We start from the raw sequence: 26,989 nt of genomic DNA, 5'->3' as shown, positions 1-26,989 counted from the left end.
CAACCGGCGATATGCAGCCGTCAGGGTTTTCGCCTCACAAACCGCCGCCGCAACACGAACGCCAGGGCTGTGATCACAATCACAGCGGCGGGGACGTTCCCGACACGCGCATAGATCGTCGGCGCGATGGCCGCCGGCAGGCCCGCATCGAGCACGCCTTCGATGCCGAGCCCGAGTTGTGCAACGATCCGGCCAACCGGGTCGATCACGGCCGAGATGCCCGTATTGGCGGCGCGGACCATCGGCAGGCCTTCCTCGATGGTGCGCAGCCGGGCCTGTTGCAGGTGCTGGTAAGGGCCGGTCGAGATTCCGAACCATCCGTCATTGGTGACATTGACGATCCAGTCGGGACGGTCGTCGCGGCTCACGACATTGCCGGGAAAAATCGCCTCGTAGCAGATCAGCGGCAGGGCGCGCGGTGCATTCGGAATATCGAGCGTCCGGCGGATCGTGCCGGGAATGTAGCCGCCCTGCACCTTGGTGAGCTGCACGAAGCCGAGCTTCTCCATCCAGTCCTGGAACGGCAGATATTCTCCGAACGGGACAAGATGCAGCTTGTCGTAGACCGCAAGCACGTTGCCGTCGTGGTCGATGACGTAGATGGAATTATAGGCGCGCGTCACGCGGACGCCGGGCGGCAGATCGGGCGCGCGCACCGAGCCGGTGATCAGCACGGTTCCCTTCGGCAGCAGGTCGGCGATCTGCGCCATCGCGTCGGCTTCCTTGGTCAGGAAGAACGGAAACGCGGATTCCGGCCAGATCAGGATGGTGGCATCCTTCACGCCGGTGGCGTGCGGCCCGGAGGCGCGATCCGACAAGGTGAGATATTTCTGCATCACCGCCGCCTTGGCGGAGTAGTTGAACTTGGCGTCCTGCTGCAGATCGGGCTGCATGATGCGCAGCTTGACGCCGTCGACCAACCTGGTCGGCTGCTGCGCGAGGCGGACCACGCCGAACGCCAGCATCGCCGCCAGAACCAGCACCGCGGCCACCGGCGCGCGCCACGGCTTGCGGCCGCGCGAGGCGCCATCGATCAACACGGCCGGACTTGCGAAGATCGCGACGGCCAGGAACGTCATGCCCCAGAGCCCGATCAGCGACGCGGTCTGGGCCAGCGCCAGCGGCTCGGTCAGTGCGTAGCCGAACGCATTCCACGGAAAGCCGCTGAGGAGATGGCCGCGCAGCCATTCCGAAATCGTCAGGCTGACCGCGAGCGCCAGCACGCGCGAGGCGTCGCGCGGCCAGATCAGCCGCGCCAGCGCGAAGCCGAAGGCGGTGAACAAAGCGAGATAGGCAGGCAGGCCGAGCACCGCGAACGGTGTCAGCCAGGCGAAGGTGTCCGCATCGACGAAGAAGGCGTAGCCGATCCAGTACAGCCCCGGCACGAAATAGCCGAGGCCGAACCAGAAGCCGGACAGCGCCGCGGCAGGCAGACCGCGCCAGCGGCCGGCCGCGCTGCCGTCGATCAGCCAGACCGCGATGGAAAAGGTGAGAAACAGAACCGGCCAGGCGTTGAACGGCGCCATCGCCAGCGCAGACAGCGCGCCGGCCGCGAGCGCGAGGACGGCGCGTTTCCATCCCCAGGTCAGGATGATTGCAAGGCCGATCGATCGCAGCTTGTCGGACAGCCTCACTGCGGACCGGCTCCCTCGCCGGGCGGCGGCAGGTTGTCATTCGCCTGCGGGTTTCCGGAGTCCGGCGCCTGCTCGCGGCGCCTCTCGCGCTCCTTGCGCGGCGTCGGCCGTTCCTTGCGCGCGCTGATGCGCACGCGCTTGACCCGCCGCGGATCGGCGTCGAGCACCTCGACCTCGTAATTGCCGGGTCCCGAAATCACCTCGCCGCGCACCGGCAGGCGTCCGACGAACGATACGAGGTAACCGCCGAGCGTCTCGACCTCCTCGCCGGCGTCGCCGATCACGAAATCCTCGCCGATCACCGAGCGGACATCGTCGAGGCTGGCGCGCGCATCGGCGATGAAGGAGCTGTCCGGCTGGCGCACGATGGACGGCGGCTCGTCGGAATCGTGCTCGTCGTCGATCTCGCCGACGATCTGCTCGACGATATCCTCGATCGACACCAGTCCGTCGGTGCCGCCATATTCGTCGACCACCAAAGCGAGATGGATCCGCGAGGCCTGCATCTGCGCCAGCAGGTCGATCGCGCGCATCGACGGCGGGATATAGAGCAGCTTGCGGATGATGTTGGCTTCCGACAGCGGCAGCGCGAGATCGACGCTGCGCAGATCGAGCCCGGCCGGGAACGGCTTCTTGCGCTTCGTCTTGGTCGCGTCGGTGACGCGGGCTCTCGCGGTCATGAAGGCGAGCAGGTCGCGGATGTGCACCATGCCCTCGGGGTCGTCGAGGGTTTCGTTGTAGACGACGAGCCGCGAATGCGCCGCGCTCTCGAACAGGCTCATCAATTCGCCGAGCGGAATGTCGCGCTTGACCGCGACGATGTCGGCGCGATGCACCATGACGTCGGCGATCCGCCGCTCGTTCAGCGACAGGATGTTGCGCAGCATGGTGCGCTCGATCGCCGAGAAGCCGACATCGTCGGGCGTCGAGGCGTCGAGCACCACCTGCAAATCGTCGCGCACCGAGCCGGCCTTCCAGCCGAACAGGGTGCGGATCGCGCGCACCAGCCAGCCCTCGGCCGCCGGGCGCTGCACCTCGCCCTCATGCACCACGGCGGGCAGGTTGCTCACGTTGCGCGGGTTGTCGTGGGTCGGTTCGGAATCCGGCATGTCAGGCGGTCCGATCCGCATAGGGGTCGGGAATGCCGAGGGAAGAGAGGACCTCGCGCTCGAGCGCCTCCATGTCCTCGGCATCGTCATCGTTCTCGTGGTCGTAACCGATCAGGTGCAGGAAGCCATGCACCGCGAGATGGCTCAAATGATGGTCGAACGGTTTCCCTTCTTCATCGGCTTCCCGCCGAGTCGTCTCATAGGCGATCGCGATATCGCCGAGCATGCGCGGGGCATCGTCGGGTCCGCCGGCGCCTTCGGGCTGCAGCGCCGGGAACGACAGCACGTTGGTCGGCTTGTCGATGCTGCGCCAGTTGGCGTTCAGCGTGCGGATACCGGCATCGTCGGTCAGCATCACCGCAAGCTCGGCGTCGGCGACATCGGCATCGGCGATTTCAGCGGCAGCCTCGATGGCGCGGTGGATCACCGCGTCGGCATTGGGCTCGGCCTGCCAGCATTCGGCGGTGACGAGAACCTCGGTGGCAGGAAAAGCGGACACGTTGGTTTCAAAATCTGCGTTATGGCCGGATCCCGCATCGTGCGGGCTCGCGGCCGAAGCTATTGGTCTCAAGATCTGGCGTTTGCCGGCTTTTGCGGCAATCCCTCATAGGCGGCCACGATGCGCGCCACCAATTCATGGCGGATGACGTCCTCGGCCTTGAAATGCACCTGGGCGATGCCCTCGACGCCGTCGAGCAGCTTCACGGCTTCCGTGAGGCCCGAGGCCTGGCCATGCGGCAGGTCGACCTGCGACGGGTCGCCGGTGACGATCATCCGGCTGTTCTCGCCGAGACGCGTCAGGAACATCTTCATCTGCATCGTCGTGGTGTTCTGCGCCTCGTCGAGGATGATGGCGGCATTGGTCAGGGTGCGGCCGCGCATGAAGGCGAGCGGGGCGATCTCGATCTCGTTGCCCTGCAGCGCGCGCTCGACGACGCGGGCGTCCATCAGATCGTACAGCGCGTCATAGATCGGGCGCAGATACGGATCGACCTTCTCCTTGAGGTCGCCGGGCAGGAAGCCGAGCCGCTCGCCGGCCTCGACAGCGGGCCGCGTCAGGATGATGCGATCGACCTCCTTGCGCTCGAACAGCTGCGCGGCATGGGCTACCGCGAGCCAGGTCTTGCCGGTGCCGGCCGGGCCGATGCCGAACACCAGCTCATGCCGCTTCAGGGCGCGGATGTAGGAATCCTGCGCCGCGGTGCGGGCGCGCACCGGACGCTTGCGCAGATTGATGGTCTCGAAGGTCGGCTTGGCGGTCTTGTTGTCGAATTCGAACAGCGAGCCCTGTGCGATCACGGCGCGGATCGCGCCTTCGACCTCGCCCTGATCGAGGTCGTGTCCTTCGACGGCCTGCGCGTAGAGCGTCTCCAGCACGCGCCGCGCCGCGTCGCAGCCGTCGCGGGAGCCTGCGATGGTGAGATGATTGCCGCGGGAATCGACCACGACGCCGAGCCGCCGCTCGATCAGCGCCAGATTCTGTCCGTAGGGGCCGACCAGCGCGGATGCCGCGCGGTTGTCGTCGAAATCGATGACGACCTGAGTTTCAGGGGGCCGGGTCTCAGGTGGCATTTGCATGTCGCGGTCAGGTTTGCGGCTGGGAGCGAGCGAAGACGAATCCGATGCGCTTTTGGGCAAGGATTTCAGGCTCCAATGGTCTGCGAAATGAGGCCGGGCACGGGTCGCGTCGCGAGCTCGCCGATCAGGCTGTAGCGCTCGAGGCTGTCGATCCTCACCGGGAGGACCTGGCCGATGATGTCGGGCGATGCCATCACATGGGCGGGCTGCAGATAGGCGGTGCGGCCGACGATCTGGCCCGGATTGCGCGCGGCGCGCTCGAACAGCACATCGACCGTTGTGCCAATCGCAGCCCGGTTGAAGGCCGATTGCTGGCTGTCGATCAATTCCTGAAGCCGCCCCAAGCGCTCGTCCATCTCGGCTGCTGACACTGTCTCCCGCATCTCCGCCGCCGGCGTGCCCGGCCGTGGCGAATACTTGAATGAATACGCCGCAGCGTACCCGATTTGCGTGACAAGCGCGAGGGTGGCTGAAAATTCTTCCGCGGTCTCTCCGGGGAAGCCCACGATAAAATCTGATGAAAAAGCAATGTCTTGCCGCGCGGCGCGGAACCGGTCGATGACGCGCCGGTAGTCATCGGCGGTATGTTTGCGGTTCATGGCGGCAAGGATCCGGTCCGCCCCGGATTGCACCGGCAGGTGCACGAACGGCATCAGTTCGGGCAAATCGCGATGTGCCGCAATCAGGGCGTCGTCGACGTCGCGCGGATGGCTGGTCGAATAGCGCAGCCGCGCGACGCCGGGGATCTCGGCGAGGCGCTGCAACAATTTGCCGAGCGGCCAGACGCGGCCGTCGGGGCCTTCGCCATGATAGGCGTTGACGTTCTGTCCGATCAGCGTGAATTCGCGCACGCCATTGTCAGCGAGCTGCTTCACATCGTCGATGATCCTGGCGACCGGACGCGAGACTTCCGCGCCGCGCGTGTAGGGCACCACGCAGAAGGTGCAGAACTTGTCGCAACCTTCCTGCACCGTGACGAAGGCGGAGATGCCGCGGGCGCGGATCGCATCCGGCTTCGGCTGCGGCAGGAAGCCGAACTTGTCCTCGACCGGGAATTCCGTTTCCAGCGCGCGGCCGTTTGCCTTGGCGCGCTTCAAGAGCTCGGGCAGATGATGATAGCTCTGCGGCCCGACCACGATGTCGACGGTCGGCGCGCGATGGATGATCTCTGCGCCTTCGGCCTGCGCGACGCAGCCGGCGACCGCGATCTTCATCTCGCGGCCCGCCCGCGCGGCCTCGTCCTTGGCGACGCGCAGCCGCCCGAGCTCGGAATAGACTTTCTCCGACGCCTTCTCGCGGATGTGGCAGGTGTTGAGGATCACGAGGTCGGCGTCTTCGGCGCTCGCGGTCTCGACAAAGCCCTCGCCGGCCAGCGTGTCCGCCATGCGTTGCGCATCGTAGACATTCATCTGGCAGCCATAGGACTTGATGTGCAGCTTGCGCGGCGTCGTCATGGAACCCTGAGTGTGAAAAATGGAAACGGCGCCATCGGGGCGCCGAGGCTGAAATATAGCTTAAACCGGGGAAAATCCAGCGGTCTGGACGTCATTCCGGGGCGATGCGTCAGCATCGAACCTCAGGTGCGCAATTGCGCACCGGGGAATCTCGAGATTCCGGGTTCGCTCCCTTCGGTCGCGCCCCGGAATGACCTCGCAGGGTCAGTCAGCGCTCGCCGTGGCCCCCACCCGGGCGATCAAATCGGGCAATTTCCGCATATCGGCGAAGGTGACCGCCGCGCCGGCCTGGCGCAGCATCCCCTCATGTTCCGCCGTGCAGTGGCTGCCGCCGTAAAAACCGAGCACGGTCATCCCGGCGGCGCGGGCGCCGGTGACGCCGGCCACGCTGTCCTCGATCACGACGCAACGCGCGGGGGTGGCGCCCATCTGCGCCGCCGCGAACAGGAAGAGATCGGGCGCCGGCTTGCCGCGCTTGACCTGGGTGGCGGAGAAAATATGCGGCGCGAGCTGGTCGTAGAGCCCGGCGCAGGTCAAGCCGTGATGGATCTTTTCCGGCGTGCCGCTCGACGCCACGCATTTCGGTAAGCCGAGCGCGGCGATCGCCTCGCCGACATGCGCGATCGCGCTGAGATCGTCGGCATAGAAGCTCAGCGTCGCGTGCTTGACCTCGGCCTCGAAGGTCTCGGGCAGCGCGGCCGATCTCGCTCTCGACGATCCGCCGCGCCTCGCGGTCGGACACGCCGAGGAAGCGCTTCAGCACGCCGTCGGGTGTAATCGGAAAGCCGTGCCGCGTCAGCGTCTCCGCATGCGCGCGACAGGAGATCACCTCGCTGTCGACCAGCACGCCGTCGCAATCGAAGATGACGAGGTCGAAACTCACCCGGCTTACGACTTGCTGTCTTCGTCGAGCGGGACGCAATACAGCTCGAGACGGTGATCGACCAGCTTGTAGCCGAGCTTGCGCGCGATCTCGGCCTGCAGCTTCTCGATCTCTTCGGAGGTGAACTCGATCACCTTGCCGTCGCGCAGATTGATCAGGTGGTCGTGATGGCTCTCGGGCATCTGCTCGTAGCGCGCGCGGCCCTCGCGGAAGTCGTGGCGCTCGATGATGCCGGCATCCTCGAACAGCTTGACGGTGCGGTAGACGGTCGAGATCGAGATCTTGTCGTCGACCGCCACGCAGCGGCGGTAGAGCTCCTCGACGTCAGGGTGATCCATGGCCTCCGCCAGCACGCGTGCGATCACACGGCGCTGTTCGGTCATGCGCATGCCGGTCGCGGCGCAGCGCGCCTCGATGCCGGTATTCTTCTGCGCAGGCGTGATTTTCACCGTCGTCATGGGTCCTTGGCAGGTCCTTGGCCAGTCCTTGAGCCTTGGATGGCAGAGCAGGGCGCTGTTCTGCCATCGCGCCGATGTTACGACAAGTCGCGCCGCATCAGAAGCGCGTTCAAATGTTCCCCGCCGGGCTGCTTGTAGTAGCGTTCGCGGCGGCCGATCACGCCGAATCCGGCCTTTTCATAGAGCCGTCGCGCCGGCTGATTGTTCTCTTCCACCTCGAGGAAGATGGTGCGGATGCCGCGGCCGGCAAGATGGCCGAGATGGGTCAGCAGCAGATCGCGCGACAGCCCGCGGCCGCGCTGATTGGAATCGATCGCAATCGACAGAATTTCGGCTTCGTCCGCCGCCATCCGCGAGACGGCAAAGCCGATCACCTTGCGTCCCTGCCGCAGCCGGTGCACCAGCGTGTTGCGCTCGGTCAGCATCGCCTCGAATTCGCCTTCGCCCCAGCCGCGATGAAACGACGCGCCGTGCAATTGCGCGAGTCGCGCCGCGTCGCGCAGCGATGCGGGCTCGACCGCGGGCGGACCGCCGCCCCACCATCGTGACAGCCAGCCGATCATGTCGATCGCGGCGTGCTGATTTCGAGCCGGTCCTTCGGCGGCTTGGCGTCGGGCGCGCGCAGATAGAACGGCCGCGGCGGCGCGGTTTCAAGATCCACGGCCGCGCCGATCCAGGCGACCCAGGTAATATCGGGCGCGGGCTGCCGGTCGACCTTGACCGGCGGTGCGGCGTCGGCGGGCCAGCGCTCGGCGAGGATATTGGCGGCGTTGCCGACCAGATGCAGCGCGCCGTGTTGGGAGGCCTCGAGCGCTTCCGCGATCGGCGCCACCTTCGGCTTGATGATCGGACTGCCGTCGCCGCCGACCAGCTGGAAATAGACGTGATCATGCCGCGCATCGATCGCCGACAGGATCGCAGCCGCGCCATTCTCGGCGACGACAGGCGCAGCGTAGGCGGCGAGCGTCGACAGTCCGACCACCGGCTTTTCTGCGGCCAGCGCCAGGCCGCGCGCCGCCGAGAGGCCGACGCGCAGGCCCGTGAAACTGCCGGGGCCGGTGGTGACGGCGATGCGGTCGAGCCCGGCGAAGCCGATGCCGCTCTCTTTCATCACCCGAGCGATCAGCGGCATCAGCGCCTCGGCATGGCCGCGCTGCATCGCCTGCGATTCAATGGCGATTGTATTGCCGGAGGTGGTGTCGAGCACCGCCGCGGAGCAGGCGTCGAGCGCCGTATCGATGGCGAGAATCATCATGGGAGGGCGAATAGCGAATAGGGAATGGCGAACAGGGGTCTTGCGGAGAATGCTATTCGCGATTCGCCACTCGCCATTCGCCGCTCCATCACATCGGCCGGACTTCCTGCACGTCGGGCACGAAGTGCCGGAGCAGGTTCTGGATGCCGTGTTGCAGGGTTGCGGTCGATGACGGGCAGCCGGCGCAGGAGCCCTTCATGTTGAGATAGACGATGCCGTCCTTGAAGCCGCGGAAGGTGATGTCGCCGCCGTCATTGGCAACCGCGGGACGCACGCGGGTCTCGATCAGGTCCTTGATCTGCTCGACCGTCTCGGCGTCGGCCTCGTCGAAGAACTCGTCCTCCTCATCGCGGGCGTCGTCGCTGGCCGCGGTGCCGTCGGCGAGCAGCGGCGCGCCGGACATGTAGTGCTCCATGATCGCGCCGAGGATCGCGGGCTTGAGGTGCTGCCAGTCGCCGTCCGCCTTGGTCACGGTGATGAAGTCGCCACCGTAGAACACGCCGGTGACGCCGGATACGGCGAACAGCCGTTCGGCGAGCGGCGAGCGCGCGGCGGACTCGGGCGAGGAAAATTCCATCGTCCCGCTGTCGAGCACCGTGCGGCCCGGAATGAATTTCAGCGTGGCGGGATTCGGCGTGGCTTCGGTCTGGATGAACATCTGCTGTCTCCGGCGTCGCCGGTTCAAGGCCGGCGCGTTGGGTTCCATTATAGCGTTTTCGAGCGAAGTGACACCGGTTCGCGAAGAAAACGCGTCAAATCAAGGAGTCAGATGGCAACTAAAAAGCCCGCGATCAAGCCGCAAAACCGCGGTTCCAGGCGCATACCCATGCCCGGAAGCGGGTCCGGCGCCGGTAACGCGTTAGGACAGGGCGTCGATCTCGGCGTCGGTCAGGCCGCCCGGCACGATGGTTACCGGGATCGGGAATGCCCCCATGGTCTTGGCCATGGTGGTGATGATCGGCCCGGGCCCCTCGGCGCCCGGGTTGGCGGCCAGCACCAGCGCTGCAATATCGACGTCCTTGTCGATCACGTCGAGGATCTGTTCGATCGGGTCGCCCTCTCGAATCACCCGCTCCGGGGTGATCGCGGCGATGCCGTTGGCGCGGCCGGCGGCGCGGTCGAGCGCCTCGTTGGCGGCTTCCTCGGCCTCCGCGCGCATGATGTCGGCGACCCCGAGCCATTGCTGGTTCTGGTCCTCGGTCTCGATCACCCGCAGCATCACGACGCCGCCGCCGACCCGGATCGCCCACCGGCTGGCGTAATAGACCGCGCGGTCCCATTCCGCAGTGTCGTCAACGATGACGAGGCATTTCGGCTTGTGACCTGACTCGTAGCTGCGTCGCTGGGTGGTCATGCATGTCCCGGTGCTGAACCAAACCAACCCATGGTGCCATACTCCCTCGCCGTTTGGGAGAGGGAGCGCGCAGTTCCTGCCTCGCGCGTCAGCGCGGGCGGATGAAGCCGACGATGTCCTTGGTGATGCGCATGGTCTCGTCGGCGATGCCGCGGGCGCGGTTGGCGCCGTCGGCGAGGACCGCGTCGACATGGCCGGGATCGGCGACCAGCTTCTTCATCTCGGAGGCGATCGGCGCCAGTTTCGCGACGCAAACCTCGACCAGCGCGTTCTTGAAGCTGGAGAACTGCCCGCCGCCGAACTGCGTCAGCACCTCCTGCTTGGAGATGCCGGCCAGCGCCGCGTAGATGCCGACCAGGTTGTCGGCCTCGGGGCGGGTTTCCAGACCCTTCTCCTCGGACGGCAGCGGCTCCGGATCGGTCTTCGCCTTGCGGATCTTCTGCGCGATGGTGTCGGCGTCGTCGGTGAGGTTGATGCGCGAATTGTCCGACGCATCCGACTTCGACATCTTCTTGGTGCCGTCGCGCAGGCTCATCACCCGCGTCGCCGGCCCCGTGATCAGCGGCTCGGGCTGCGGGAAGAACAGGCCGTCGGCGAAACCATGACCACGAATTGAATCAGCGAAATCGTTGTTGAACTTCTGCGCGATGTCGCGGGACAGCTCCAGATGCTGCTTCTGGTCCTCGCCGACCGGCACATGGGTCGCGCGGTAGAGCAGGATGTCGGCGGCCATCAGCACCGGATAGTCGTAGAGGCCGACCGAGGCGTTCTCGCGGTCCTTGCCTGCCTTCTCCTTGAACTGCGTCATGCGGTTCAGCCAGCCGATCCGCGCGACGCAGTTGAAGATCCAGGTCAGCTCGGCATGGCCGGCGATCTGGCTCTGGTTGAACACGATGTGCTTCTTGGCATCGATGCCGGCGGCGATGAAGGCCGCGGTGACCTCGCGGGTGTTGCGGGCGAGCTCGGCCGGGCCGCCCCAGACCTCGACGCCCTGCGTGATCGCATGCATGTCGACGACGCAATAGATGCAGTTGTGGGTCTGCTGCATCTTCACGAAGTTGACGATGGCGCCGAGGTAGTTGCCGAGGTGCAGATTGCCCGTCGGCTGGACGCCTGAGAAAACCCGTTCAACGAACGCCATGGTCTAATTCCCGGAAATGGCTAGTTTTGCCGCGTCGTTTGCCACTTAAGCTCCGCGCGCGCAAGTCAGGCGGGGCGCCTTTGCCTGACGGCGTTAACCGCCTCGCGCCAGCCGGTGACGCCGAAAAGCTGCAAGAACAGCCCGTAAGCGGCGATACCTGCCGCGATCAGCACGAGCAGGGACCCTGCTTGCACGAAACCGTGGCTGCCGGCTGACGGCAGCCCGCCCTCCGCGAGCCAGAGCAGGGCGCCCATCGCAAGCGCCGCGGCCAGGATGCGCGGCAGCCGGCGGCGCGCATCGGCGTCGATCGAGAAGCCGAAGGTCGCGGCCCCCTTGCGGATCAGTGCCAGTGCGTTGCTCCAGGCGCCGAGCGCGATGCCTGCGGCAATTCCGCTCGCACCGAAGATCTGCCCGAGCAGAAAGGCCACCGCGATCGTTACCACGACCGCCTTCAGCGTCGCGAGCAGCGGCGTCAGCGTGTCCTCGCGCGCAAAGAATGCCGGCGACAGCGCCTTCACCAGCACATGCGCCGGCAAGGCCAGCGTCAGCCAGATCAAGGCTTGCGCGGTTGCCGCGCTATCCTGGGCGGTGAACGCGCCGTGCTCGAACAGCATCCGCACGATCGGTTCGCTCAGCACCATCAGGCCGAGCGTCGCCGGCAGCGCCAGCCCGACCGCGAGCTCGAGGGCACGTGATTCCGCATGCGCGATTGCGCTGGATTCGCCGCTGCGCACGGCGCGCGTCATCTCCGGGATCAGCACGGTGCCCATGGCGACGCCGACAATGCCGAGCGGCAGCTCGAGCAAGCGGTTGGCGAAATAGAGCCAGGACACCGCCGACGGCGAGGTCGATGCGATCACCGCGCCTGCCACCATCAGCCATTGCGGCGCGCTACTCGCGACCATGCCGGGGATCGCGCGGCCGAGAAAGCCGCGCATGTCAGGATCGAAGGACACGCGGAGCGGCGAGGCGAGCCTTGCGCCGCGCAGCGCCAGCATCGACAGTTGCAGGAAGCCGGCGATGCCGATCGTTGCCGCCATGACAATCGCGGCCTGCGCCGGCTCCTGCTGCCGCACCAGCAGCACGGCCATCACCGATATCAGCGCGATGTTGAACAACAGCGGCGAGAACGCGGTCAGCGCGAAACGTCCCTGGGCGCTGAGCAGCGCCATCATCACGGTGACCGGGCCGGCGAAGGCGAGATAGGGCAGCATCAGCCTTGCATCGTCGACGGCGAATTGCAGCGTGTCGCGGCCGACAAAACCCGGCGCGATCGCCGCGATCACCAGCGGCATCAGCAGGCCGATGACGAGCGCGGATGCGATCACCGCGGCGCTGACGGTGCCGAGCACGCGGCCGGCAAAGGCGGTTGCCGCCTCCAAGCCGCCGGCATCGCGTGCCTTCAGCCAGGCCGGCACCAGGGCGGCATTCAACCCGCCCTCGGACAACAGCCGTCGCACAACATTCACAAGCTGGAATGCCGCCAGGAAGGCATCCGCCACCGGTCCCGCGCCCAGCAGCGCCGCGATCGCGGAATCGCGCACGAAGCCGAGCAGTCGCGAGGCCAGCGTTCCCGAGGAGACCGTGAGGAAGGAGCGGAACATGAGGCTTGTATAGCAGTAGCAGGTATAGCTTCCAGTGGTGCCGTCTTAAACCCGTCATCCTGAGATGCGAGCGAAGCGAGCCTCGAAGGATGAATCGGCCACAGCCGGGCCGTTCATCCTTCGAGACGCGCTGCGCGCTCCTCAGGATGACGGGGAACAGGCAGGTTCAGCTTCGCTTGCTGCCCCGAGGCGTAACGTGATAGGCCGCCACTCTTGTTGGGTGGCGTTAACACAGGGCAGGTCTATGGCTGATGCAAAATACGACGTTCTTGGGATCGGTAACGCGATCTTCGACGTGCTGGTGCAGACCGACGAGGGGTTCCTTGCCCGTCACGGCATGACCAAGGGCTCGATGCAACTGATCGACGAGGCGCGCGCCACCGCGATCTACGGCGACATGGGCGTGGCGACCGAGATGTCGGGCGGCTCGGCTGCCAACACCATCGTCGGCGTCGGCAGTCTCGGTGCCCGCGCCGCCTATGTCGGCAAGGTCAAGGACGACCAGATCGGCAAGCTTTACGTCCATGATATCCGCGCCGCCGGCGTGGCGTTCGACACCGCGCCGGCCAGGACCGGACCGGCCACCGGCTGCTCCTACATCCTGGTGACGCCGGACGGCGAGCGCACCATGAACACCTATCTCGGGGCCGCGCAGGATCTGACGCCGGACGATATCGATCCGAACCAGATCGCAGCCGCCAGCATCATCTATCTCGAGGGCTATCTCTGGGATCCGAAGAACGCCAAGGACGCGTTCGTGAAGGCGGCTGACATCGCGCATGGCGCGGGCCGCCAGGTCGCGCTGACGCTGTCGGATTCGTTCTGCGTCGATCGCTACCGCGACGAGTTCGTCGATCTGATGCGCAAGGGCGTGGTGGATCTGGTATTCGCCAACGAGTCCGAGCTGCACTCGCTGTACCAGACCTCGGATTTCGACACCGCGCTGAAGCAGTTCGGCAAGGACACCAAGCTCGGCGTCGTCACGCGCAGCGAGAAGGGCTGCGTCGTGATATCAGGCGACAGCGTCGTCTCGGCGCCCGCCTCGCCGATCGACAGGCTGGTCGACACCACCGGCGCCGGCGATCTGTTCGCCGCCGGTTTCCTCGTCGGTCTCGTGCGCAATGTCGGCCATGAGAATGCCGGTCGGCTCGGCGCGCTCGCCGCCGCCGAGGTGATCCAGCACATCGGCGCCAGGCCGCTGGTGTCGCTGCAGGATCTGGCGAAGCAGCAGGGGCTGCTGGTTTAAGGGCGCCGCTCTTTCTCGCCTCGCCCCGCCTGCGGGGAGAGGCCGGATCGCATCGCAAGATGCGATCCGGGTGAGGGGGAGTCTCCGCGTACTCATCTTCATCCAGTTTGCGGAGGCGGCCCCTCACCCCGACCCTCTCCCCGCAAGAGCGGGGCGAGGGAGAAGAGAGATCACGCCGTCTTCGCCGCCTTGAGTCCGAGCCGCTGCTCGACCGCGTCGCGCATCACGAACTTCTGGATTTTCCCCGTCACCGTCATCGGGAATTCCTCGACGAACTCGACATAGCGCGGAATCTTGTTGTGGGCGATCTGGCCATGGCAGAAGGCGCGGACCTCGTCGGCGGTGAGCGTTTCACCCTGCCTGATCCTGACCCAGGCGCACAGCTCCTCGCCATAGCGCTCGTCGGCGACGCCGAAGATCTGCACGTCCTGGATCTTCGGATGGCGGTAGAGGAATTCCTCGATCTCCCTCGGATAGAGGTTCTCGCCGCCGCGGATCACCATGTCCTTGATGCGGCCGACGATGTTGCAGTAGCCCTCGTCGTCGATCACGGCGAGATCGCCGGTGTGCATCCAGCCATTGGCGTCGAGCACGTCTGATGTCTTCTCCTTCTCGTTCCAATAGCCGAGCATGATGCTGTAGCCGCGGGTGCAGAGCTCGCCGCGTTCGCCGCGCGGCACCACCTTGCCGTCGAGATCGACGACCTTGACCTCGACATGCGGATGGATGCGACCGACGGTGGAGACGCGGCGCTCCAAGGGATCGTCGGTCGCGCTCTGGAAACTCACCGGGCTGGTTTCGGTCATCCCATAGGCGATCGTCACCTCGCGCATGTTCATCTCGGTGTTGACGCGCTTCATCACCTCGATCGGGCAGGGCGCGCCGGCCATGATGCCGGTGCGCAGCGACGACAAGTCGAAGCGCGCGAAGTCGGGATGGTCGAGCTCGGCGATGAACATGGTCGGCACGCCGTACAGCGTCGTGCATCTCTCCTGCGCGACCGTCGTCAGCGTCGCCAGCGGATCAAAACCTTCGCCGGGATAGACCATGGTGGTGCCGAGCGTGACCGAGGCGAGGTTGCCCATCACCATGCCGAAGCAGTGATAGAGCGGCACCGGAATGCAGATGCGGTCCGCTTCGGTCAGGCGCATGGCGCGGCCGGTGAAGTAGCCGTTGTTGAGGATGTTGTGATGGGTCAGCGTCACGCCCTTGGGCGAGCCGGTGGTGCCGCTGGTGAACTGGATGTTGACGGGATCGTCGAATTGCAGGCTCTCGCCGAGCGCCGCAAGCAGCTCGCGATGGCGATCGCCGCCCATCTGCGATACCGCATCGAACAGAATGGTGCCCGGCGCCGCCGGTCCGCCGATCTGGATCACGGCGCGCAGTTGCGGCAGCCGCGCCGAGCGCAGATGGCCGGGCTCGGAGCTCGCAAGCTCGGGCAGCAGCGTGTTCAGCATCTCCATATAGGCCGAGGTCTTGAATGCGGTCGCCGTCACGATCGCGGCGCAGCCGACCTTGCCGAGTGCGAATTCCAGCTCGCTGAGGCGATAGGCCGGATTGATGGTGACGAGGATCAGTCCGGCTTTCGCGGCGGCGAATTGCGTTAGCGTCCATTCCGGCCGGTTTAGCGACCAGATCCCGATCCGCTCGCCGCGTTGCAGCCCGAGCGCGATGAAGCCCGCCGCCAAGGCATCGACGCGCTCGGCGAACTCGTTCCAGGTCCAGCGCACATTGTGGCTGGGCGAGACCAGCGCCTCGCGCGTGCCCCAGCGCGCCCGTGCGCGGTCGAGGCTGCGGCCGATGGTTTCACCGAGCAGCGGCGTATCGGAAATGCCGCAGACATAGCTGTCTGCCTTGCTGTTTCCCTTGGGTGTGGGTGCCAAGCTCGTCCTCCTCGTGGTCGTGTTCATGTCGTCACGCTTTTTGCGCGATCTTAGTCGTTTGGCGCCGATGGGACAGGCCCGACCTATGGCGGGTATGGTTTTCGATTGTGGCGGCGACGGGTTCCGCTTCACCTCGCCCCGCGTGCGGGGAGAGGTCGGATCGCATCGAAGATGCGATCCGGGTGAGGGGGAGTCTCTGCGAGTCCAATTGCGACCGTCTGCGCGGAAGCACCCCCTCACCCCAACCCTCTCCCCGTAAGAACGGAGAGAGGGAGAGGAGTCCCGTCACGGTTGGTACGACTTATCTCATCGAGCCTTACGCTGCCCGCTGCCCGCTGCCGGCGTCGAGCCCGGCATAGATGCCCCTCTCGAAGCCTGCGAAGGCTTCCAGGCTGTGCTTGTCGGCGAACGGCAACAGCTGGGTCAGGATCACGCCGCAGACGTCGCGCGACGGATCGATCCAGTAGTAGGTGTTGGCAAGGCCCGCCCAGGCGAGGCTGCCGGCGCTGCGGCCTTCCGGCGTCTTGGCGGTGTTGATGAGGAAGCTCAAGCCCCATTTCTTGACGATGTCGGGATAGAGATCGACATCGTTGGTGTACATCGGCAAGGCCGTCGTCATCTTGCCGACGGTGAGCTCGCCGATGTGATTCTGCCCCATGGTCGCGACCGTCTCGGCCTTCAGCACCTGATTGCCGTTGCCTTTGCCCTTGTTGAGGATCATCTGGCAGAACTTGATGTAGTCGGCCGCGGTCGAATACAGGCCGCCGCCACCCATGTGGAATTCGGGGTTCTGTTCGAGCTCGAACGGGATTGCCGCCAGCGTGCCGTCCTCGCCGCGGGCATGCATGCCGACCAGCCGCTTGCGCATGTCGTCGGAGATCTTGAAGGCGGTGTCGCTCATGCCGAGCGGTGCGAACATGTTGTCGCGCAAATAGGCATCGAGCTTCTTGCCGGATGCGGCTTCCACGGCCTTGCCGACGAAGTCGATATTGGTGCCGTATTCCCAGCGCGTGCCGGGGTCCGTCATGATCGGCGTCTTCAGCGCGGCATTCAGGCAGGTGATGATGCCGGGCGTGCCGGTCTTTTCGAGATACCTGCCGAGGTTGCCGTCCCACATATCGTAGGCGAAGCCGGCGGTGTGGGTCATCAGCTGGCGCAGCGTGATCGGCTTCTTCGCCGGCCGCAGCTGCGGCTCGCCCTTGGCGTCGAAGCCGTCGAGCACCTGCACCGCGGCGAGATCGGGCAGCAGCTTGCCGATCGGCTCATCGAGCGAGAGCTTGCCCTGCTCGACGAGCTGCATGGCGCCCGCCGAGGTCACCGCCTTGGTCATCGAGGCGATCCAGAACACGCTATCGGCCGTCATGGGATCGCTCTTGGAGAGGTCGCGCTTGCCGAACGCGCCTTCGTAAATCACGTCCTTGCCGGTGGCCGCGATGGCGACCACGCCGGGAATTTCCTTTGCCTCGCTCTTCTGGCGCAATACCTGATCGATCTGAGCCTTGCTCTGCATTGGGGGCTTCCTCCGGTGGGTTTATTGTTCTGAAGTGGGCGGATCATCCTCCCGCTTTTCCGCTCCCGCAAGCGGGCGCGATGCGAGGATGTGGCGATGTCGGGAAAGGCGGAGCCACTAGGAACGGCCCTGGTCGGCAGGCGTTCACCACGCGCGCAGATTTTGCGGGGGACTTCGCGCCAGTTCCGGTGACCTTCGGGGGCGGCCACGGTAACGTGATCGGCAGATTGATTTTCGTACCTGTTTTTTTGCATTAACGCATTCAGATCGCTGCATAAACGATGCAAGCGGATTGGGCTGGATTTGACGAAAGGATTCGTCATTTCGCCTTGCGGGGACGCAGCAATGATTTCGACATGGAGTGAATGGAAGCGCTATCCGCGGCCGGGCCGCGGCGAGAATATCGAGGCGCCGATCAGCCCGGGTCTCTACGAAGTCCGCTACGCGGGTACCGGTGCGCTGCACTCATTCGAGGCCGTCGAGAATGTGGCGCAGGCACTGGCGCTGCTGCAGACCGGCGCCAAATCCTGGTTCGGCCGACGCGACGTGCGGGTGCAGGCCGACCTCGAATACCGCACCTGCGCGACCTCGACCAAGGCGGCCGCCAAGGCCGCCGCCGAGCGCATGATCGGCCGTCGTGAAACCTACATGTCTGGCGGGGCGGTCTGACGGAAGACCCGTCATTCCGGGTTCGATGCTCGCGCATCGCCCCGGAATGACGGCGGATAGAGCCGCAATTGCGCGCCAGCAGCCTCGCGCTATCGACAATGCATCTCCACGGCTTTCCGCCTATATAGACGGCGAATACCTCCCAAAGAAATTCAAGGAGTAACGCCATGACCCCGCCCGTTGCCGCACGCGCCACTCAATCCGCAGCATCCTCCCTGCAAAGCCGCCTGAAGGACCCCTCGCTGCTGCGCGACCGCTGTTACATCGACGGCGCCTGGGTAGGCACGCCAGAATTCGCCGTCAACAATCCGGCGACCGGCGTCGAGCTGATCAAGATCCCGCAGCTGAGCGCCGATGACGCGACCAAGGCGGTCGAGGCCGCCGAGCGCGCGTTTCCGGCCTGGGCCAAGCTGACCGCGAAACAGCGCTCCAACATCTTGCGCAAATGGTTCGATCTGATCATCGCCAACCGCGAGGACCTTGCGCTGATCCTGACCTCCGAGCAGGGCAAGCCGCTGGCGGAAGCGCTCGGCGAGGTCGATATCGGCGCGGCCTATGTCGAGTTCTTTGCGGAAGAGGCGCGCCGCGTCTATGGCGAGACGATTCCGACCCAGCGTCCGGACGCGCGTCTGCTCGCGATCCGGCAGCCGATCGGTGTCTGCGGCGCCATCACGCCATGGAATTTCCCGAACTCGATGATCACCCGCAAGGTGTCGCCGGCGCTGGCCGCCGGCTGCACCGTCGTTCTGAAGCCCGCCAACGAGACGCCGCTGTCGGCGCTGGCGCTGGCGGCGCTGGCGGAAAAGGCCGGCGTGCCGAAGGGCGTGCTCAACATCATCACCGGTGATGCGCCGCCGATCGGCAAGGTGCTGTGCGAGCATCCGGCGGTACGCTTCGTCGGCTTCACCGGCTCGACCAATGTCGGCAAGATCCTGTACCGCCAGGCCTCGGTCGGCGTGAAGAAGCTCGGCCTCGAGCTCGGCGGCAACGCGCCGTTCGTGGTGTTCGACGACGCCGATATCGACGCGGCGGTCGAAGGCGCCATCGTTTCGAAATATCGCAACATGGGCCAGACCTGCGTCTGCGCCAACCGGCTCTATGCGCAGGACAAGATCTACGACCAGTTCGTCTCGAAGCTGTCGAAGAAGGTCGCGGAGATGAAGATCGGCGACGGCACCGAGCAAGGAGTGACTCAGGGGCCGCTGATCAACTTGAAGGCGGTCGAAAAGGTCGAGCGCCATATCGCCGATGCCGTCAAGGGCGGCGCCAAGATCGTGACCGGCGGCAAGCGCTCCGCGCTCGGCCGCAGCTTCTTCGAGCCGACCGTGCTGTCGGACGTGCGGCCCGACGCGCTGGTGGCGCAGGAGGAAACCTTCGGCCCGCTCGCGCCGGTGATCCGCTTCAAGGACGAGGCCGACGTGATCGCGATGTGCAATGCCTCACCGTTCGGCCTTGCCTCCTACTTCTATTCGCGCGACATCGGCCGCGTCTGGCGCGTCGCCGAGGCGCTGGAGTCGGGCATGGTCGGCGTCAACTCCGGCCTGATCACGACCGAAGTGGCGCCGTTCGGCGGCGTCAAGGAATCGGGCCTCGGCCGCGAAGGCTCGCGCCACGGCATGGAGGAATATGTCGAGATCAAATACGTGATGATGGCCGGCGTCTGATCGCCGTCATTACCTTTGAGAGTGTAGCGAGATTAGGCCGTATCGTGACGGCAACTGCCGCTGCGCACCCTCTCCCCGTTCTTGCGGGGAGACGGTTGGGGTGGGGGGCATGCCGGGCAGCATCCATTGCCGGCCCGACGGCGGCGATCACGGCGAGTGGATCAAGCTCGGCTGGGCGTTCAACGCGGAACAGATCACCGAGCCGGTTCGCGAGCCGGAACTGAATCCCTATTTCCCCGAAGTCGTGCTGCGCGCGGCGAGCCGGCTGCAGCCAAAGCTCGCGCACTATCTCGGCGCGCTGCCGCGCGACCGCGTGCATTACGGCGGCTACTATCCGATGACGAGAGAGAATTGGCCACTGATCGGGGCGGCGAAGACGCCAAGCGTGTTCCTCGCCACCGCGCTGTCGGGCTACGGCACGATGGGCGCCCGCGCCACCGGCGACCTCTGCGCCCGCGCTGTGGTCGGCGCGCCCGTGCCAGTCTTCGCCCGCAGCCTTTCGCTCGCGCGCTATGACGACAAGGCGCTGATGGGTCAGCTTGCGGCGAGCGAAAGCCGCGGGTCGCTGTAGTTCTCGCCTTCGTAGCCCGAATGAAGCGAAGCGAAATCCGGAGTCTCTCCGCATTACCTTCCCCTGAAATGGGGAGGTCGCTTTGCTCGTCAGAGCAAGCGGGTGGGGATCAGCTCTCTCCGCATGCGGCATCGCCTGCGGCTCACCCCATCCCGACCTTCCCCCTTTCAGGAAAAGGAGAAGGCTAGCGAGACGTAATCTTCAGCCGTGGCCGCTCTCAGTGCCGAAGGCGCCGTGACGGCCAACGCCGGAGGCAAAGCGCGCCGCGCCCGACAGCGTTTCGCCTGACGCTATCACGTCGAGCCCGCCGCGCATCTCGTTCCTGATCGCCTCTTCCTCGTCGAGGTCCCACTGCCGCAGCGCCGACAGCCGGTCGGCGCGCATGCATTTCTGCGGGAATCTCGCGATGTCCTTGGCGAGCGCAATGGCGTGGGCGCGGGCCTCACCCTTCGGCACCAATCGGTTCGCGAGTCCCATGCGGTGGGCTTCGGGCCCGGCAACCGGGCGTCCGGTCAGGATCATGTCGATGGCCTGCGAATGGCCGATCAGTCGCGGCAGGCGGATGGTGCCGAGATCGATCAGCGGCACGCCGAAGCGGCGGCAGAACACGCCGAAGGTTGCGTCCTCGGCCACGACGCGCATGTCGGCCCACAGCGCGAGCTCCATGCCGCCGGCGACCGCAAAGCCTTCGATCGCGGCGACCACCGGCTTCGACAACCGCAGCCGGCTCGGTCCCATCGGCGCGATCGTGTCGTGGCCGCCGACCTCGCGCTTCTTCTCGGGATCGCCCGCCGCCACCGCCTTCAAATCGGCGCCGGCGCAGAAATAGCCGCCGGTGCCGGTGAACACCGCGACCGATGCGCTCGCGTCCGCATCGAAGGCGAGAAACGCGTCATACAGCTTGCGCGCGGTGGCGCCATCGACGGCGTTGCGGTTGTGCGGACGGTTGATGGAGATAATGGTGACAGGACCGTCGCGCTCGACGAGCACGGTATCGGCATCGGACATGGGGCGCTCCCTGGGCTGTTCTTGTTGTGCCCGGAGAGTGGCATCAGAGGTGAGTTCGTTGCAATCCCGCGACAGACAGCGCAATTCCGCAGGGTGGGCAAAGCGAAGCGTGCACCGCTCGTTCCCCGTCATCCCGAGGTGCGAGCGGAGCCAGCCTCAAAGGATGAATCGGCCACCAGCCGGGCCGTCGACCCTTCGAGACGGCCGCGTTGCGGCCTCCTCAGGGTGACGGTGAAAGAGCGAACGCGCCGACGGTGCAGCTAAACCTTCAGCTCGCTTCCCGTCACGCGGCGATACGCTTCCAGATACCGCTTGCTCGTCGCATCCACCACGCTCGCTGGCAGCGGCGGAGCGGGCGCATCGCCGTTCCAGCGGCCGGCGCGGCGCTCGACGTCAAGATAGTCGCGCAGTGGCTGCTTGTCGAAGCTCGGCTGCGGCTGGCCGGGCTTGTAGGCATCGACCGCCCAGAAGCGCGACGAATCCGGCGTCATCACCTCGTCGATCAGGATGATGCGGCCGTCCTTGTCGCGGCCGAACTCGAACTTGGTGTCGGCGATGATGATGCCGCGGGCGCGGCTGGTCTGCTCGCCGTAGCCATAGACGTCGCGCGCCATCTTCTCCAGCGTCGCGGCCACGTCGACACCGACGATCTCGCGCACCCGCTTAACCGTGATGTTCTCGTCATGGCCGGCCTCGGCCTTGGTCGCCGGGCTGAAGATCGCGGGTTCGAGCTTCTGGCTCTCGACCAGGCCGGCCGACAGCTTCTCGCCGGCAAGCGTGCCCTCGGCCGCGTATTCCTTCCAGGCCGAGCCGGAGATGTAGCCGCGGATCACGCATTCGATCGGAAACACCGTGGTGCGCTTGCACAGCATCGCGCGGCCGAGGATGTCGGCGCGATGGTCCTTCAGTTCAGGCACCGCGCGGATGATCTCGTCGGCATCGGCGCTGATCATGTGATGCGGCACGGAGTCCTCGAGCTGCCGGAACCACCAGGCGCTGATCTGGGTCAGCACCGCGCCCTTCATCGGTATGGTTTCCGCCATCACCACGTCGAATGCCGAGATGCGATCGGTGGTCAGCAGCAGCACACGATCGTCGCCGACGGCGTAGATATCGCGCACCTTGCCGCGGCCGATCCGGGGCAGGGGCAAATCGCTGGATAGCATCGCGGTCATGGCGTGATCTTTCTAGGTGGCTTTTCAAAATAGGTGGCTTGCAAAGACGAGCGCCCGCACACGGCCGTGCGGGCGTTCGAGATTATCACAGGAATTAGCTCACTCCGGCAGCGGAATGAACTCGTGTTCGTGCGGAACCTGCGCGAAACGGCCGGTTTTCCAGTCCTGTTTGGCCTGCTCGATCCGCTCCTTGGATGACGAGACGAAATTCCACCAGATATGGCGCGGCCCTTCCAGGGCGTCGCCGCCGAGGAACATCATGCGGGTCGGCCGCAGCGTCTTGACGGTGATGCGGTCGCCGGGCCGGAAGATCAGGAGCCGCGGCCCCTCGTGGCGGTCGCCCGCGATGTCGACCTCGCCGTCGACGAGATAGATCGCGCGCTCCTCATGGTCGGGGTCGAGCGGCACCGAGGTGCCGGCCTTCGCGGTCACCTCGGTGTAGAACCAGGGCGAGACCATGCTGACCGGCGAGGTGATGCCGAATGCCGAGCCGGCGATGATGCGCGCGGTGAAGTCGCGCTCGGAGATCATCGGCAGATCGCCGGCGCCATAGTGCTGGAACGACGGCGCGATCTCCTCCTTGCCCGCCGGCAGCGCGATCCAGCTTTGCAGGCCCAGCATCTTCTGGCCGTCGCGGCGCTGCACGTCGGGGGTGCGCTCGGAATGCGCGATGCCGCGGCCTGCGGTCATCAGGTTCATCGCGCCGGGCTGGATCTCCTGGATGTTGCCCTCGCTGTCGCGGTGCATGATGCTGCCGTCGAACAGATAGGTGACGGTGGCGAGCCCGATATGCGGATGCGGCCGCACGTCCATGCCCTTGCCGGCGAGATACTGCACCGGCCCGAAATGGTCGAAGAAGATGAAGGGTCCGACCATCTGCCGCTTGCCGTGCGGCAGCGCGCGGCGCACGGCAAAGCCGTCGCCGAGATCGCGGGTGCGCGGGACGATGATCAGATCCAGCGCGTCGCAGGTCTTGGGATCGCCGAGTTCGGGATCGGTCGAGGGCTGCCAGCTCATGTCGGACTCCTTACAGTAGTGTAGCGATGATACTCTTTTGCCGTGATCATACTCTCTATCCGTCGTCCCGGCCAAGCCAACGGGTTGGCGCGAAGCGCCGCCCGATGACAGGCTCCGCGCGAGCCGGGGCCTATAACCACCGATGCTAGTCTTGCGAAGGCTGGGGCCCCAGCTTTCGCTAGCAACACACATCGGTGGTTATGGGTCCCTGCTTTCGCAGGGACGACGAATTACTTGTGGCTTGCACCTGCTCCCGATGGCAGCAAGTTCAAACTTGGAAACCGGAGACAGTCATGGTTTCTCTGATCAAGCCAGGCGCAAGTCTGCTGCAGGTCGACGGTCCCGTGATCGAGACCGCGCGGCTCATCCTGCGGCCGTGGCGCGCATCGGATATTGCTGCGAACACGCGGATGCTGTCCGATCCCGAGACGGCGCGCTTCATTACGCCGGATCACCAGCCGGTCACGTCTGAGCTGAAGGGCTGGCGCAATGCCGCCGTCATCTCGGGCCACTGGGCGCTGCACGGCTTCGGCATGTTCGCGGTGGAGGAGAAATCTTCCAGCCGCTGCATCGGCCGCGTCGGCCCGTATTATCCGCCGGAATGGCCCGGCTTCGAGGTCGGCTGGGGCATCGCCAAAGAGTATCGCGGCAAGGGCTATGCGGTGGAAGCGGCGCGTGCCGCGATCGACTTTGTGTTCGCGAACTTCACGGTCGACCGCATTATCCATTGCATCGATCCGGCCAACGCAGCTTCCCAGGCCGTGGCGCGGCGGCTAGGTGCCGTGAATGAGGGGCCGGGCCAGCTCGAGGGTGATGTCGTCGACATCTGGGGGACGTCGCGTCAACGCTGGCAGCGCGAGCCATCTTGAAAAACCACGTTCGACCGACGATTGTCCGGCGATGACATCGGCTGCTTCACATTGGGCCGCACTTGAACTCTGCCTGCGCAGCGCCAGCGTGGCGCTGCTGCTGGTGCTTGCCGCCTTGCTGCTCACTGATTTTCGCAAGGCGCTTGCCGGGCGCCTTGCGGCCGCCTTCGCGCTCGGTTCGGCCGCGCATGCGGTGACCGCCTCGATCGGTGCCGGGCCGCCGGTCTCGGACTGGCATGCGCCACTGATCGCGCTCTCGACCGGCGATATCGTGGTGTTCTGGCTGTTCACGCGCGCGCTGTTCGATGACGCGTTTCAGCTGCGCTGGTGGCACGGCCTGATCTGGGCCGCGGTCGTGGCCTACAGCTTCGTCAGTTGCATGTGGATTGCACCCGCCGGTCACGCGCGGATCGCGATCATCATGGTCAATTCGCTCACGCTCGTCTTCGTTGCGCTCGCGGTGGCGCAAACCATCGGATCGTGGTCGGCGGATCTGGTCGAGCGTCGCCGACGTGTCCGCGTCTTCATCGTCGCCGCGTCTGCGCTGTACGGCGGAATGAACGCGCTGCTGCAGATTGCCTATGCCGGCAGCCGCGTGACCGTGGAATGGGCCAACCTAGTGAACGCGGCCGTGCTCACCGCCATCGTGGCCGCAATCACCTGGGCGATGGTGCGCGTCGACGGCGCCGACCTGTTCACGGTGCCGGCGGAGGCCGTCGTGCCGACGAAGCCGGCCGCGGCCGAGGAGGCGGCCGACCGCAAGCTGGTCGATGCCCTGATGCGGCTGATGGCGGACGAGCGGATCTACCGCCATGACAACGTCACCATCGGCGCGCTGGCGACCCGGTTGAAAATCCCTGAATATCGTCTCCGACGGCTGATCAACCAGCGGCTCGGCTACCGCAACTTCAATGTCTTCTTGAACAACCACCGGATCGAGGAGGCCAAGGCGGCGCTCGCCGATCCCTCCCAAGCCGAAGTCCCGGTCATCACCATCGCCATGGACGCCGGCTTCCAGTCGCTCGGCCCCTTCAACCGCGCCTTCAAGGCGACGACCGGCGTGACCCCGACAGAGTACCGGAAGCTGAAGGCAAGCGCGGTGTAGATGTCCTGCTTGCGGCGGATACCGCTGCACCCTCTCCCCTTGTGGGAGAGGGTGGATTCGATGCGGTAGCATCGAAGCCGGGTGAGGGGTTTGTCTCCTCGGATAGAGAGAGACCCCTCATCCGTCGCGGACTTCGTCCGCGCCACCTAAGAGGCGTCGCGATTACAGGCCCTTGTAATCGCTGTAGAATTCCAGAATCGACCAGTCGCCTCCAATCCTCGACCAGCCCGATTTCCAAATCCGGCGAGCGCTCTCCCGTCCCCGGCGGCCCGATCCGGCCACGCGCCCGTTGCGCCATGCCGGAGGATCCCGTGACCCGTCGAAAGCTCTTTCTCATTCTCGCCGCCACCGCCGCCTTCGGTGCGTTGGCGCTGTCCGCCGCCCGCGCCCGCGATGTGCCTGAGGTCGCGACCGGCTTTGTCGCCAACGTGATCTGCTCGGAGACCTTCGTCAGCGGGCTCGACCCCAGGCGAAACCTGACCGAGACCACTGACGCGATGCCGGGGGCCGGCCTGATCACTTGGGCGATGGACACCGAGGTCGACCTCGACCGCAAGGACGTCACCGTGACGCTGTTCGGGCTTGGCCGCAGCCATGCAGTCTATCGCGAGGGCATGGGCTGCACGCTCGAACATGACGAGACGCTGGGCGAGACTGCGTTGCCGCCTTTGAGGCCGCAGGCCGCGCTGCTGCCCGAGATCGCCGGCCCCGCGCTCGTCGCGCCGCAAACCCCGCAGCTTGCGGCTGCGCTCGACCGCGCCTTTGCCGAGCCGGCCGAGCCGCCGTTCCGCCGCACCCGCGCTGTCGTCGTGATGAAGGACGGCCGCATCGTCGCCGAGCGCTACGCCGCCGGCGTTGGCACCGACACGCCGCTGCTCGGTTTCTCCGCGACCAAATCGGTGATCTCGGCGCTGATCGGAATCCTGGTGCGCGAGGGCAGGCTGACGCGCGACCAGCCGGTCCCAATCGCGGCCTGGCGGAATCCTGACGATCCGCGCCACGCGATCACGGTCGACGAGCTGTTGCGCCACACCGCGGGCCTCGCACTCGGCAGTTCGCTGCAGGCGTCGCTGGCATCCGTGCTCGAGCCGGTCAACCGCATGAAGTTCATGGAATCGGATATGGCCGCCTTCGCCGAGAGCGCTCCGCTGGAGAGCGCGCCCGGCCGGGTCTGGAACTATCACGACGGCAACTACTTGATCCTCTCGCACCTGATCCGCAACGCCGCCGGCGGGCATGCGACTGATGTGATGCGCTTCGCGCGTGAGGAGCTGTTCGGACCGCTCGGCATGCGCAATGTCGTGATGCAGTTCGATGCTGCGGGCACGCCGGAAGGATCGGGCGCGATGATGGCGAGCGCGCGCGACTGGGCGCGCTTGGGTCAGCTCTATCTCAATAACGGCGTGGCCGGCGGCAAGCGTATCCTGCCCGAGGGCTGGGTGAAATACTCGGCATCGCCGACGCCGAATGCCTGGGTCGGCTATGGCGCGGGCTTCTGGACCAATCTCGGCGACAGCTTTGGCGCTCGCTTCCGTGTCGAGCACGGCTGGCCGCGCGATGCCTTCTTCGCCAAGGGCACGATCGGGCAATATGTGATTATCGTGCCGTCGCAGCACCTCGTCATCGTCCGCCTCGGCCGCTCGCCGAACATGCCGCCCGAGGCGGACGGCGTGTTCGATCTGGTCCGTGACGTCGTCACAGCGACGTCTGCAAGTGCGCGGCTCGCGGGCGGCAATTGACCGGCATGTCACACAACACCCGCGCGATCGTGAATTGAATCTCGGCCTCCGGAATTTTCTGAT

Annotated in this window: 24 protein-coding genes and 1 pseudogene; 7 read left to right on the top strand and 18 right to left on the bottom strand. The window is 65.8% G+C overall.

The features are described 5' to 3' along the window. Positions 1 to 20: 20 nt before the first annotated feature. The 13 genes and pseudogenes from lnt to murJ all read right to left on the bottom strand — a co-directional run bounded on the left by lnt (position 21) and on the right by murJ (position 12,470). Positions 21 to 1,634, bottom strand: a complete 1,614-nt coding sequence (gene lnt, locus ACVWZM_RS17385; RefSeq protein ID WP_229190998.1) for an apolipoprotein N-acyltransferase — start codon at positions 1,632 to 1,634, stop codon at positions 21 to 23. After that, the gene (locus ACVWZM_RS17380) at positions 1,631 to 2,743 is read right to left on the bottom strand and encodes a hemolysin family protein (protein ID WP_076824743.1); all 1,113 of its coding nucleotides are present in this window, start codon (positions 2,741 to 2,743) and stop codon (positions 1,631 to 1,633) included. The genes lnt and ACVWZM_RS17380 overlap by 4 nt, the downstream gene beginning before the upstream one ends. A 1-nt stretch (position 2,744) precedes the next feature. Then, entirely contained in the window at positions 2,745 to 3,242 is a 498-nt protein-coding gene (gene ybeY, locus ACVWZM_RS17375) for an rRNA maturation RNase YbeY (RefSeq protein WP_057015306.1), read from the bottom strand. Positions 3,243 to 3,310: 68 nt separating this feature from the next. Next, positions 3,311 to 4,381, bottom strand: a complete 1,071-nt coding sequence (locus tag ACVWZM_RS17370; protein WP_077231173.1) for a PhoH family protein — start codon at positions 4,379 to 4,381, stop codon at positions 3,311 to 3,313. A 5-nt stretch (positions 4,382 to 4,386) separates the two neighbouring features. Next, positions 4,387 to 5,775, bottom strand: a complete 1,389-nt coding sequence (gene miaB / locus ACVWZM_RS17365) for a tRNA (N6-isopentenyl adenosine(37)-C2)-methylthiotransferase MiaB (RefSeq protein ID WP_456854011.1) — start codon at positions 5,773 to 5,775, stop codon at positions 4,387 to 4,389. Between the two features lie 204 nt (positions 5,776 to 5,979). Continuing rightward, positions 5,980 to 6,658 (bottom strand): annotated as a pseudogene (locus ACVWZM_RS17360) (HAD family hydrolase). Between the two features lie 5 nt (positions 6,659 to 6,663). Further along, positions 6,664 to 7,116, bottom strand: coding sequence for a Fur family transcriptional regulator (locus ACVWZM_RS17355; protein WP_016840396.1), 453 nt, complete (start codon positions 7,114 to 7,116; stop codon positions 6,664 to 6,666). 77 nt (positions 7,117 to 7,193) lie between these two features. Next, positions 7,194 to 7,679, bottom strand: coding sequence for a ribosomal protein S18-alanine N-acetyltransferase (gene rimI, locus ACVWZM_RS17350; RefSeq protein WP_057015309.1), 486 nt, complete (start codon positions 7,677 to 7,679; stop codon positions 7,194 to 7,196). After that, positions 7,676 to 8,371, bottom strand: a complete 696-nt coding sequence (gene tsaB, locus ACVWZM_RS17345) for a tRNA (adenosine(37)-N6)-threonylcarbamoyltransferase complex dimerization subunit type 1 TsaB (protein WP_456854009.1) — start codon at positions 8,369 to 8,371, stop codon at positions 7,676 to 7,678. The genes rimI and tsaB overlap by 4 nt, the downstream gene beginning before the upstream one ends. 88 nt (positions 8,372 to 8,459) lie before the next feature. After that, positions 8,460 to 9,029: a NifU family protein gene (locus ACVWZM_RS17340; protein ID WP_456854007.1), complete on the bottom strand. Its 570-nt coding sequence runs from the start codon at positions 9,027 to 9,029 to the stop codon at positions 8,460 to 8,462. A gap of 201 nt (positions 9,030 to 9,230) precedes the next feature. Next, positions 9,231 to 9,725, bottom strand: a complete 495-nt coding sequence (locus ACVWZM_RS17335) for a universal stress protein (RefSeq protein ID WP_028335525.1) — start codon at positions 9,723 to 9,725, stop codon at positions 9,231 to 9,233. A gap of 88 nt (positions 9,726 to 9,813) precedes the next feature. After that, the gene (gene trpS, locus ACVWZM_RS17330; protein WP_076824511.1) at positions 9,814 to 10,866 is read right to left on the bottom strand and encodes a tryptophan--tRNA ligase; all 1,053 of its coding nucleotides are present in this window, start codon (positions 10,864 to 10,866) and stop codon (positions 9,814 to 9,816) included. Between the two features lie 65 nt (positions 10,867 to 10,931). Continuing rightward, complete coding sequence (gene murJ, locus ACVWZM_RS17325) at positions 10,932 to 12,470, bottom strand: murein biosynthesis integral membrane protein MurJ (protein WP_456854005.1); 1,539 nt, start codon at positions 12,468 to 12,470, stop codon at positions 10,932 to 10,934. A gap of 244 nt (positions 12,471 to 12,714) precedes the next feature. On the opposite strand from murJ, the gene ACVWZM_RS17320 reads away from it, so the two are divergent. Continuing rightward, the gene (locus ACVWZM_RS17320) at positions 12,715 to 13,716 is read left to right on the top strand and encodes an adenosine kinase (RefSeq protein ID WP_076824515.1); all 1,002 of its coding nucleotides are present in this window, start codon (positions 12,715 to 12,717) and stop codon (positions 13,714 to 13,716) included. Positions 13,717 to 13,886: 170 nt separating this feature from the next. Here ACVWZM_RS17320 and ACVWZM_RS17315 read toward each other — a convergent pair whose 3' ends face one another. Both ACVWZM_RS17315 and ACVWZM_RS17310 read right to left on the bottom strand, forming a co-directional pair. Further along, positions 13,887 to 15,626, bottom strand: a complete 1,740-nt coding sequence (locus ACVWZM_RS17315; protein ID WP_410469842.1) for an AMP-binding protein — start codon at positions 15,624 to 15,626, stop codon at positions 13,887 to 13,889. Positions 15,627 to 15,915: 289 nt separating this feature from the next. Continuing rightward, entirely contained in the window at positions 15,916 to 17,109 is a 1,194-nt protein-coding gene (locus ACVWZM_RS17310) for a serine hydrolase domain-containing protein (protein ID WP_456854002.1), read from the bottom strand. Between the two features lie 345 nt (positions 17,110 to 17,454). Here ACVWZM_RS17310 and ACVWZM_RS17305 point away from each other — a divergent pair, with 345 nt between their 5' ends. From ACVWZM_RS17305 to ACVWZM_RS17295, 3 genes are all read left to right on the top strand, one after another. After that, positions 17,455 to 17,778 (top strand): hypothetical protein, encoded by a 324-nt coding sequence (locus ACVWZM_RS17305; RefSeq protein WP_456854000.1) that lies wholly within the window; start codon positions 17,455 to 17,457, stop codon positions 17,776 to 17,778. A gap of 167 nt (positions 17,779 to 17,945) precedes the next feature. Further along, positions 17,946 to 19,442 carry an NAD-dependent succinate-semialdehyde dehydrogenase gene (locus ACVWZM_RS17300; RefSeq protein ID WP_456853998.1) on the top strand — a complete coding sequence of 499 codons (1,497 nt, stop codon included), beginning with the start codon at positions 17,946 to 17,948 and terminating at the stop codon, positions 19,440 to 19,442. 109 nt (positions 19,443 to 19,551) lie between these two features. Beyond that, the gene (locus ACVWZM_RS17295; RefSeq protein WP_057015318.1) at positions 19,552 to 20,013 is read left to right on the top strand and encodes an FAD-binding oxidoreductase/lyase; all 462 of its coding nucleotides are present in this window, start codon (positions 19,552 to 19,554) and stop codon (positions 20,011 to 20,013) included. Positions 20,014 to 20,214: 201 nt separating this feature from the next. On the opposite strand, the gene ACVWZM_RS17290 is transcribed toward ACVWZM_RS17295, so the two are convergent. The 3 genes from ACVWZM_RS17290 to ACVWZM_RS17280 form a co-directional block, all read right to left on the bottom strand. Beyond that, positions 20,215 to 21,021 carry a crotonase/enoyl-CoA hydratase family protein gene (locus ACVWZM_RS17290; protein ID WP_057015319.1) on the bottom strand — a complete coding sequence of 269 codons (807 nt, stop codon included), beginning with the start codon at positions 21,019 to 21,021 and terminating at the stop codon, positions 20,215 to 20,217. A gap of 260 nt (positions 21,022 to 21,281) precedes the next feature. Continuing rightward, a complete protein-coding gene (locus tag ACVWZM_RS17285; protein WP_456853996.1) occupies positions 21,282 to 22,196 on the bottom strand; it encodes a phosphoribosylaminoimidazolesuccinocarboxamide synthase in 915 nt (304 codons plus the stop codon). A gap of 99 nt (positions 22,197 to 22,295) precedes the next feature. Beyond that, positions 22,296 to 23,213, bottom strand: coding sequence for a pirin family protein (locus ACVWZM_RS17280; RefSeq protein ID WP_253588331.1), 918 nt, complete (start codon positions 23,211 to 23,213; stop codon positions 22,296 to 22,298). A 293-nt stretch (positions 23,214 to 23,506) separates the two neighbouring features. Between ACVWZM_RS17280 and ACVWZM_RS17275 the strand changes: the two genes are divergently transcribed. The 3 genes from ACVWZM_RS17275 to ACVWZM_RS17265 all read left to right on the top strand — a co-directional run bounded on the left by ACVWZM_RS17275 (position 23,507) and on the right by ACVWZM_RS17265 (position 26,926). After that, positions 23,507 to 24,082: a GNAT family N-acetyltransferase gene (locus ACVWZM_RS17275; RefSeq protein ID WP_456853994.1), complete on the top strand. Its 576-nt coding sequence runs from the start codon at positions 23,507 to 23,509 to the stop codon at positions 24,080 to 24,082. Between the two features lie 31 nt (positions 24,083 to 24,113). Continuing rightward, complete coding sequence (locus tag ACVWZM_RS17270) at positions 24,114 to 25,187, top strand: helix-turn-helix domain-containing protein (protein WP_229192911.1); 1,074 nt, start codon at positions 24,114 to 24,116, stop codon at positions 25,185 to 25,187. 311 nt (positions 25,188 to 25,498) lie between these two features. After that, the gene (locus ACVWZM_RS17265; protein WP_456853992.1) at positions 25,499 to 26,926 is read left to right on the top strand and encodes a serine hydrolase domain-containing protein; all 1,428 of its coding nucleotides are present in this window, start codon (positions 25,499 to 25,501) and stop codon (positions 26,924 to 26,926) included. Positions 26,927 to 26,989: the final 63 nt, after the last annotated feature.

Source organism: Bradyrhizobium sp. USDA 4501 (genome assembly GCF_054062115.1).
The sequence above is the reverse complement of the archived record's forward strand: the minus strand, read 5'-3'. Positions and strand labels throughout refer to the sequence as shown.

Bases quoted from the DNA above. Each gene is read 5' to 3' on its own strand.
- ACVWZM_RS17300 (WP_456853998.1), top strand. From the start codon at position 17,946: ATGACCCCGCCCGTTGCCGCACGCGCCACTCAATCCGCAGCATCCTCC.
- ACVWZM_RS17295 (WP_057015318.1), top strand. From the start codon at position 19,552: ATGCCGGGCAGCATCCATTGCCGGCCCGACGGCGGCGATCACGGCGAG.
- ACVWZM_RS17285 (WP_456853996.1), bottom strand. From the start codon at position 22,196: ATGACCGCGATGCTATCCAGCGATTTGCCCCTGCCCCGGATCGGCCGC.
- ACVWZM_RS17380 (WP_076824743.1), bottom strand. From the start codon at position 2,743: ATGCCGGATTCCGAACCGACCCACGACAACCCGCGCAACGTGAGCAAC.
- ACVWZM_RS17275 (WP_456853994.1), top strand. From the start codon at position 23,507: ATGGTTTCTCTGATCAAGCCAGGCGCAAGTCTGCTGCAGGTCGACGGT.
- ACVWZM_RS17305 (WP_456854000.1), top strand. From the start codon at position 17,455: ATGATTTCGACATGGAGTGAATGGAAGCGCTATCCGCGGCCGGGCCGC.
- ACVWZM_RS17290 (WP_057015319.1), bottom strand. From the start codon at position 21,021: ATGTCCGATGCCGATACCGTGCTCGTCGAGCGCGACGGTCCTGTCACC.
- ACVWZM_RS17320 (WP_076824515.1), top strand. From the start codon at position 12,715: ATGGCTGATGCAAAATACGACGTTCTTGGGATCGGTAACGCGATCTTC.
- ACVWZM_RS17310 (WP_456854002.1), bottom strand. From the start codon at position 17,109: ATGCAGAGCAAGGCTCAGATCGATCAGGTATTGCGCCAGAAGAGCGAG.
- ACVWZM_RS17280 (WP_253588331.1), bottom strand. From the start codon at position 23,213: ATGAGCTGGCAGCCCTCGACCGATCCCGAACTCGGCGATCCCAAGACC.
- ACVWZM_RS17340 (WP_456854007.1), bottom strand. From the start codon at position 9,029: ATGTTCATCCAGACCGAAGCCACGCCGAATCCCGCCACGCTGAAATTC.
- ACVWZM_RS17270 (WP_229192911.1), top strand. From the start codon at position 24,114: ATGACATCGGCTGCTTCACATTGGGCCGCACTTGAACTCTGCCTGCGC.
- ACVWZM_RS17315 (WP_410469842.1), bottom strand. From the start codon at position 15,626: ATGAACACGACCACGAGGAGGACGAGCTTGGCACCCACACCCAAGGGA.
- ACVWZM_RS17355 (WP_016840396.1), bottom strand. From the start codon at position 7,116: ATGACGACGGTGAAAATCACGCCTGCGCAGAAGAATACCGGCATCGAG.
- miaB (WP_456854011.1), bottom strand. From the start codon at position 5,775: ATGACGACGCCGCGCAAGCTGCACATCAAGTCCTATGGCTGCCAGATG.
- murJ (WP_456854005.1), bottom strand. From the start codon at position 12,470: ATGTTCCGCTCCTTCCTCACGGTCTCCTCGGGAACGCTGGCCTCGCGA.
- trpS (WP_076824511.1), bottom strand. From the start codon at position 10,866: ATGGCGTTCGTTGAACGGGTTTTCTCAGGCGTCCAGCCGACGGGCAAT.
- ACVWZM_RS17335 (WP_028335525.1), bottom strand. From the start codon at position 9,725: ATGACCACCCAGCGACGCAGCTACGAGTCAGGTCACAAGCCGAAATGC.
- rimI (WP_057015309.1), bottom strand. From the start codon at position 7,679: ATGATCGGCTGGCTGTCACGATGGTGGGGCGGCGGTCCGCCCGCGGTC.
- tsaB (WP_456854009.1), bottom strand. From the start codon at position 8,371: ATGATGATTCTCGCCATCGATACGGCGCTCGACGCCTGCTCCGCGGCG.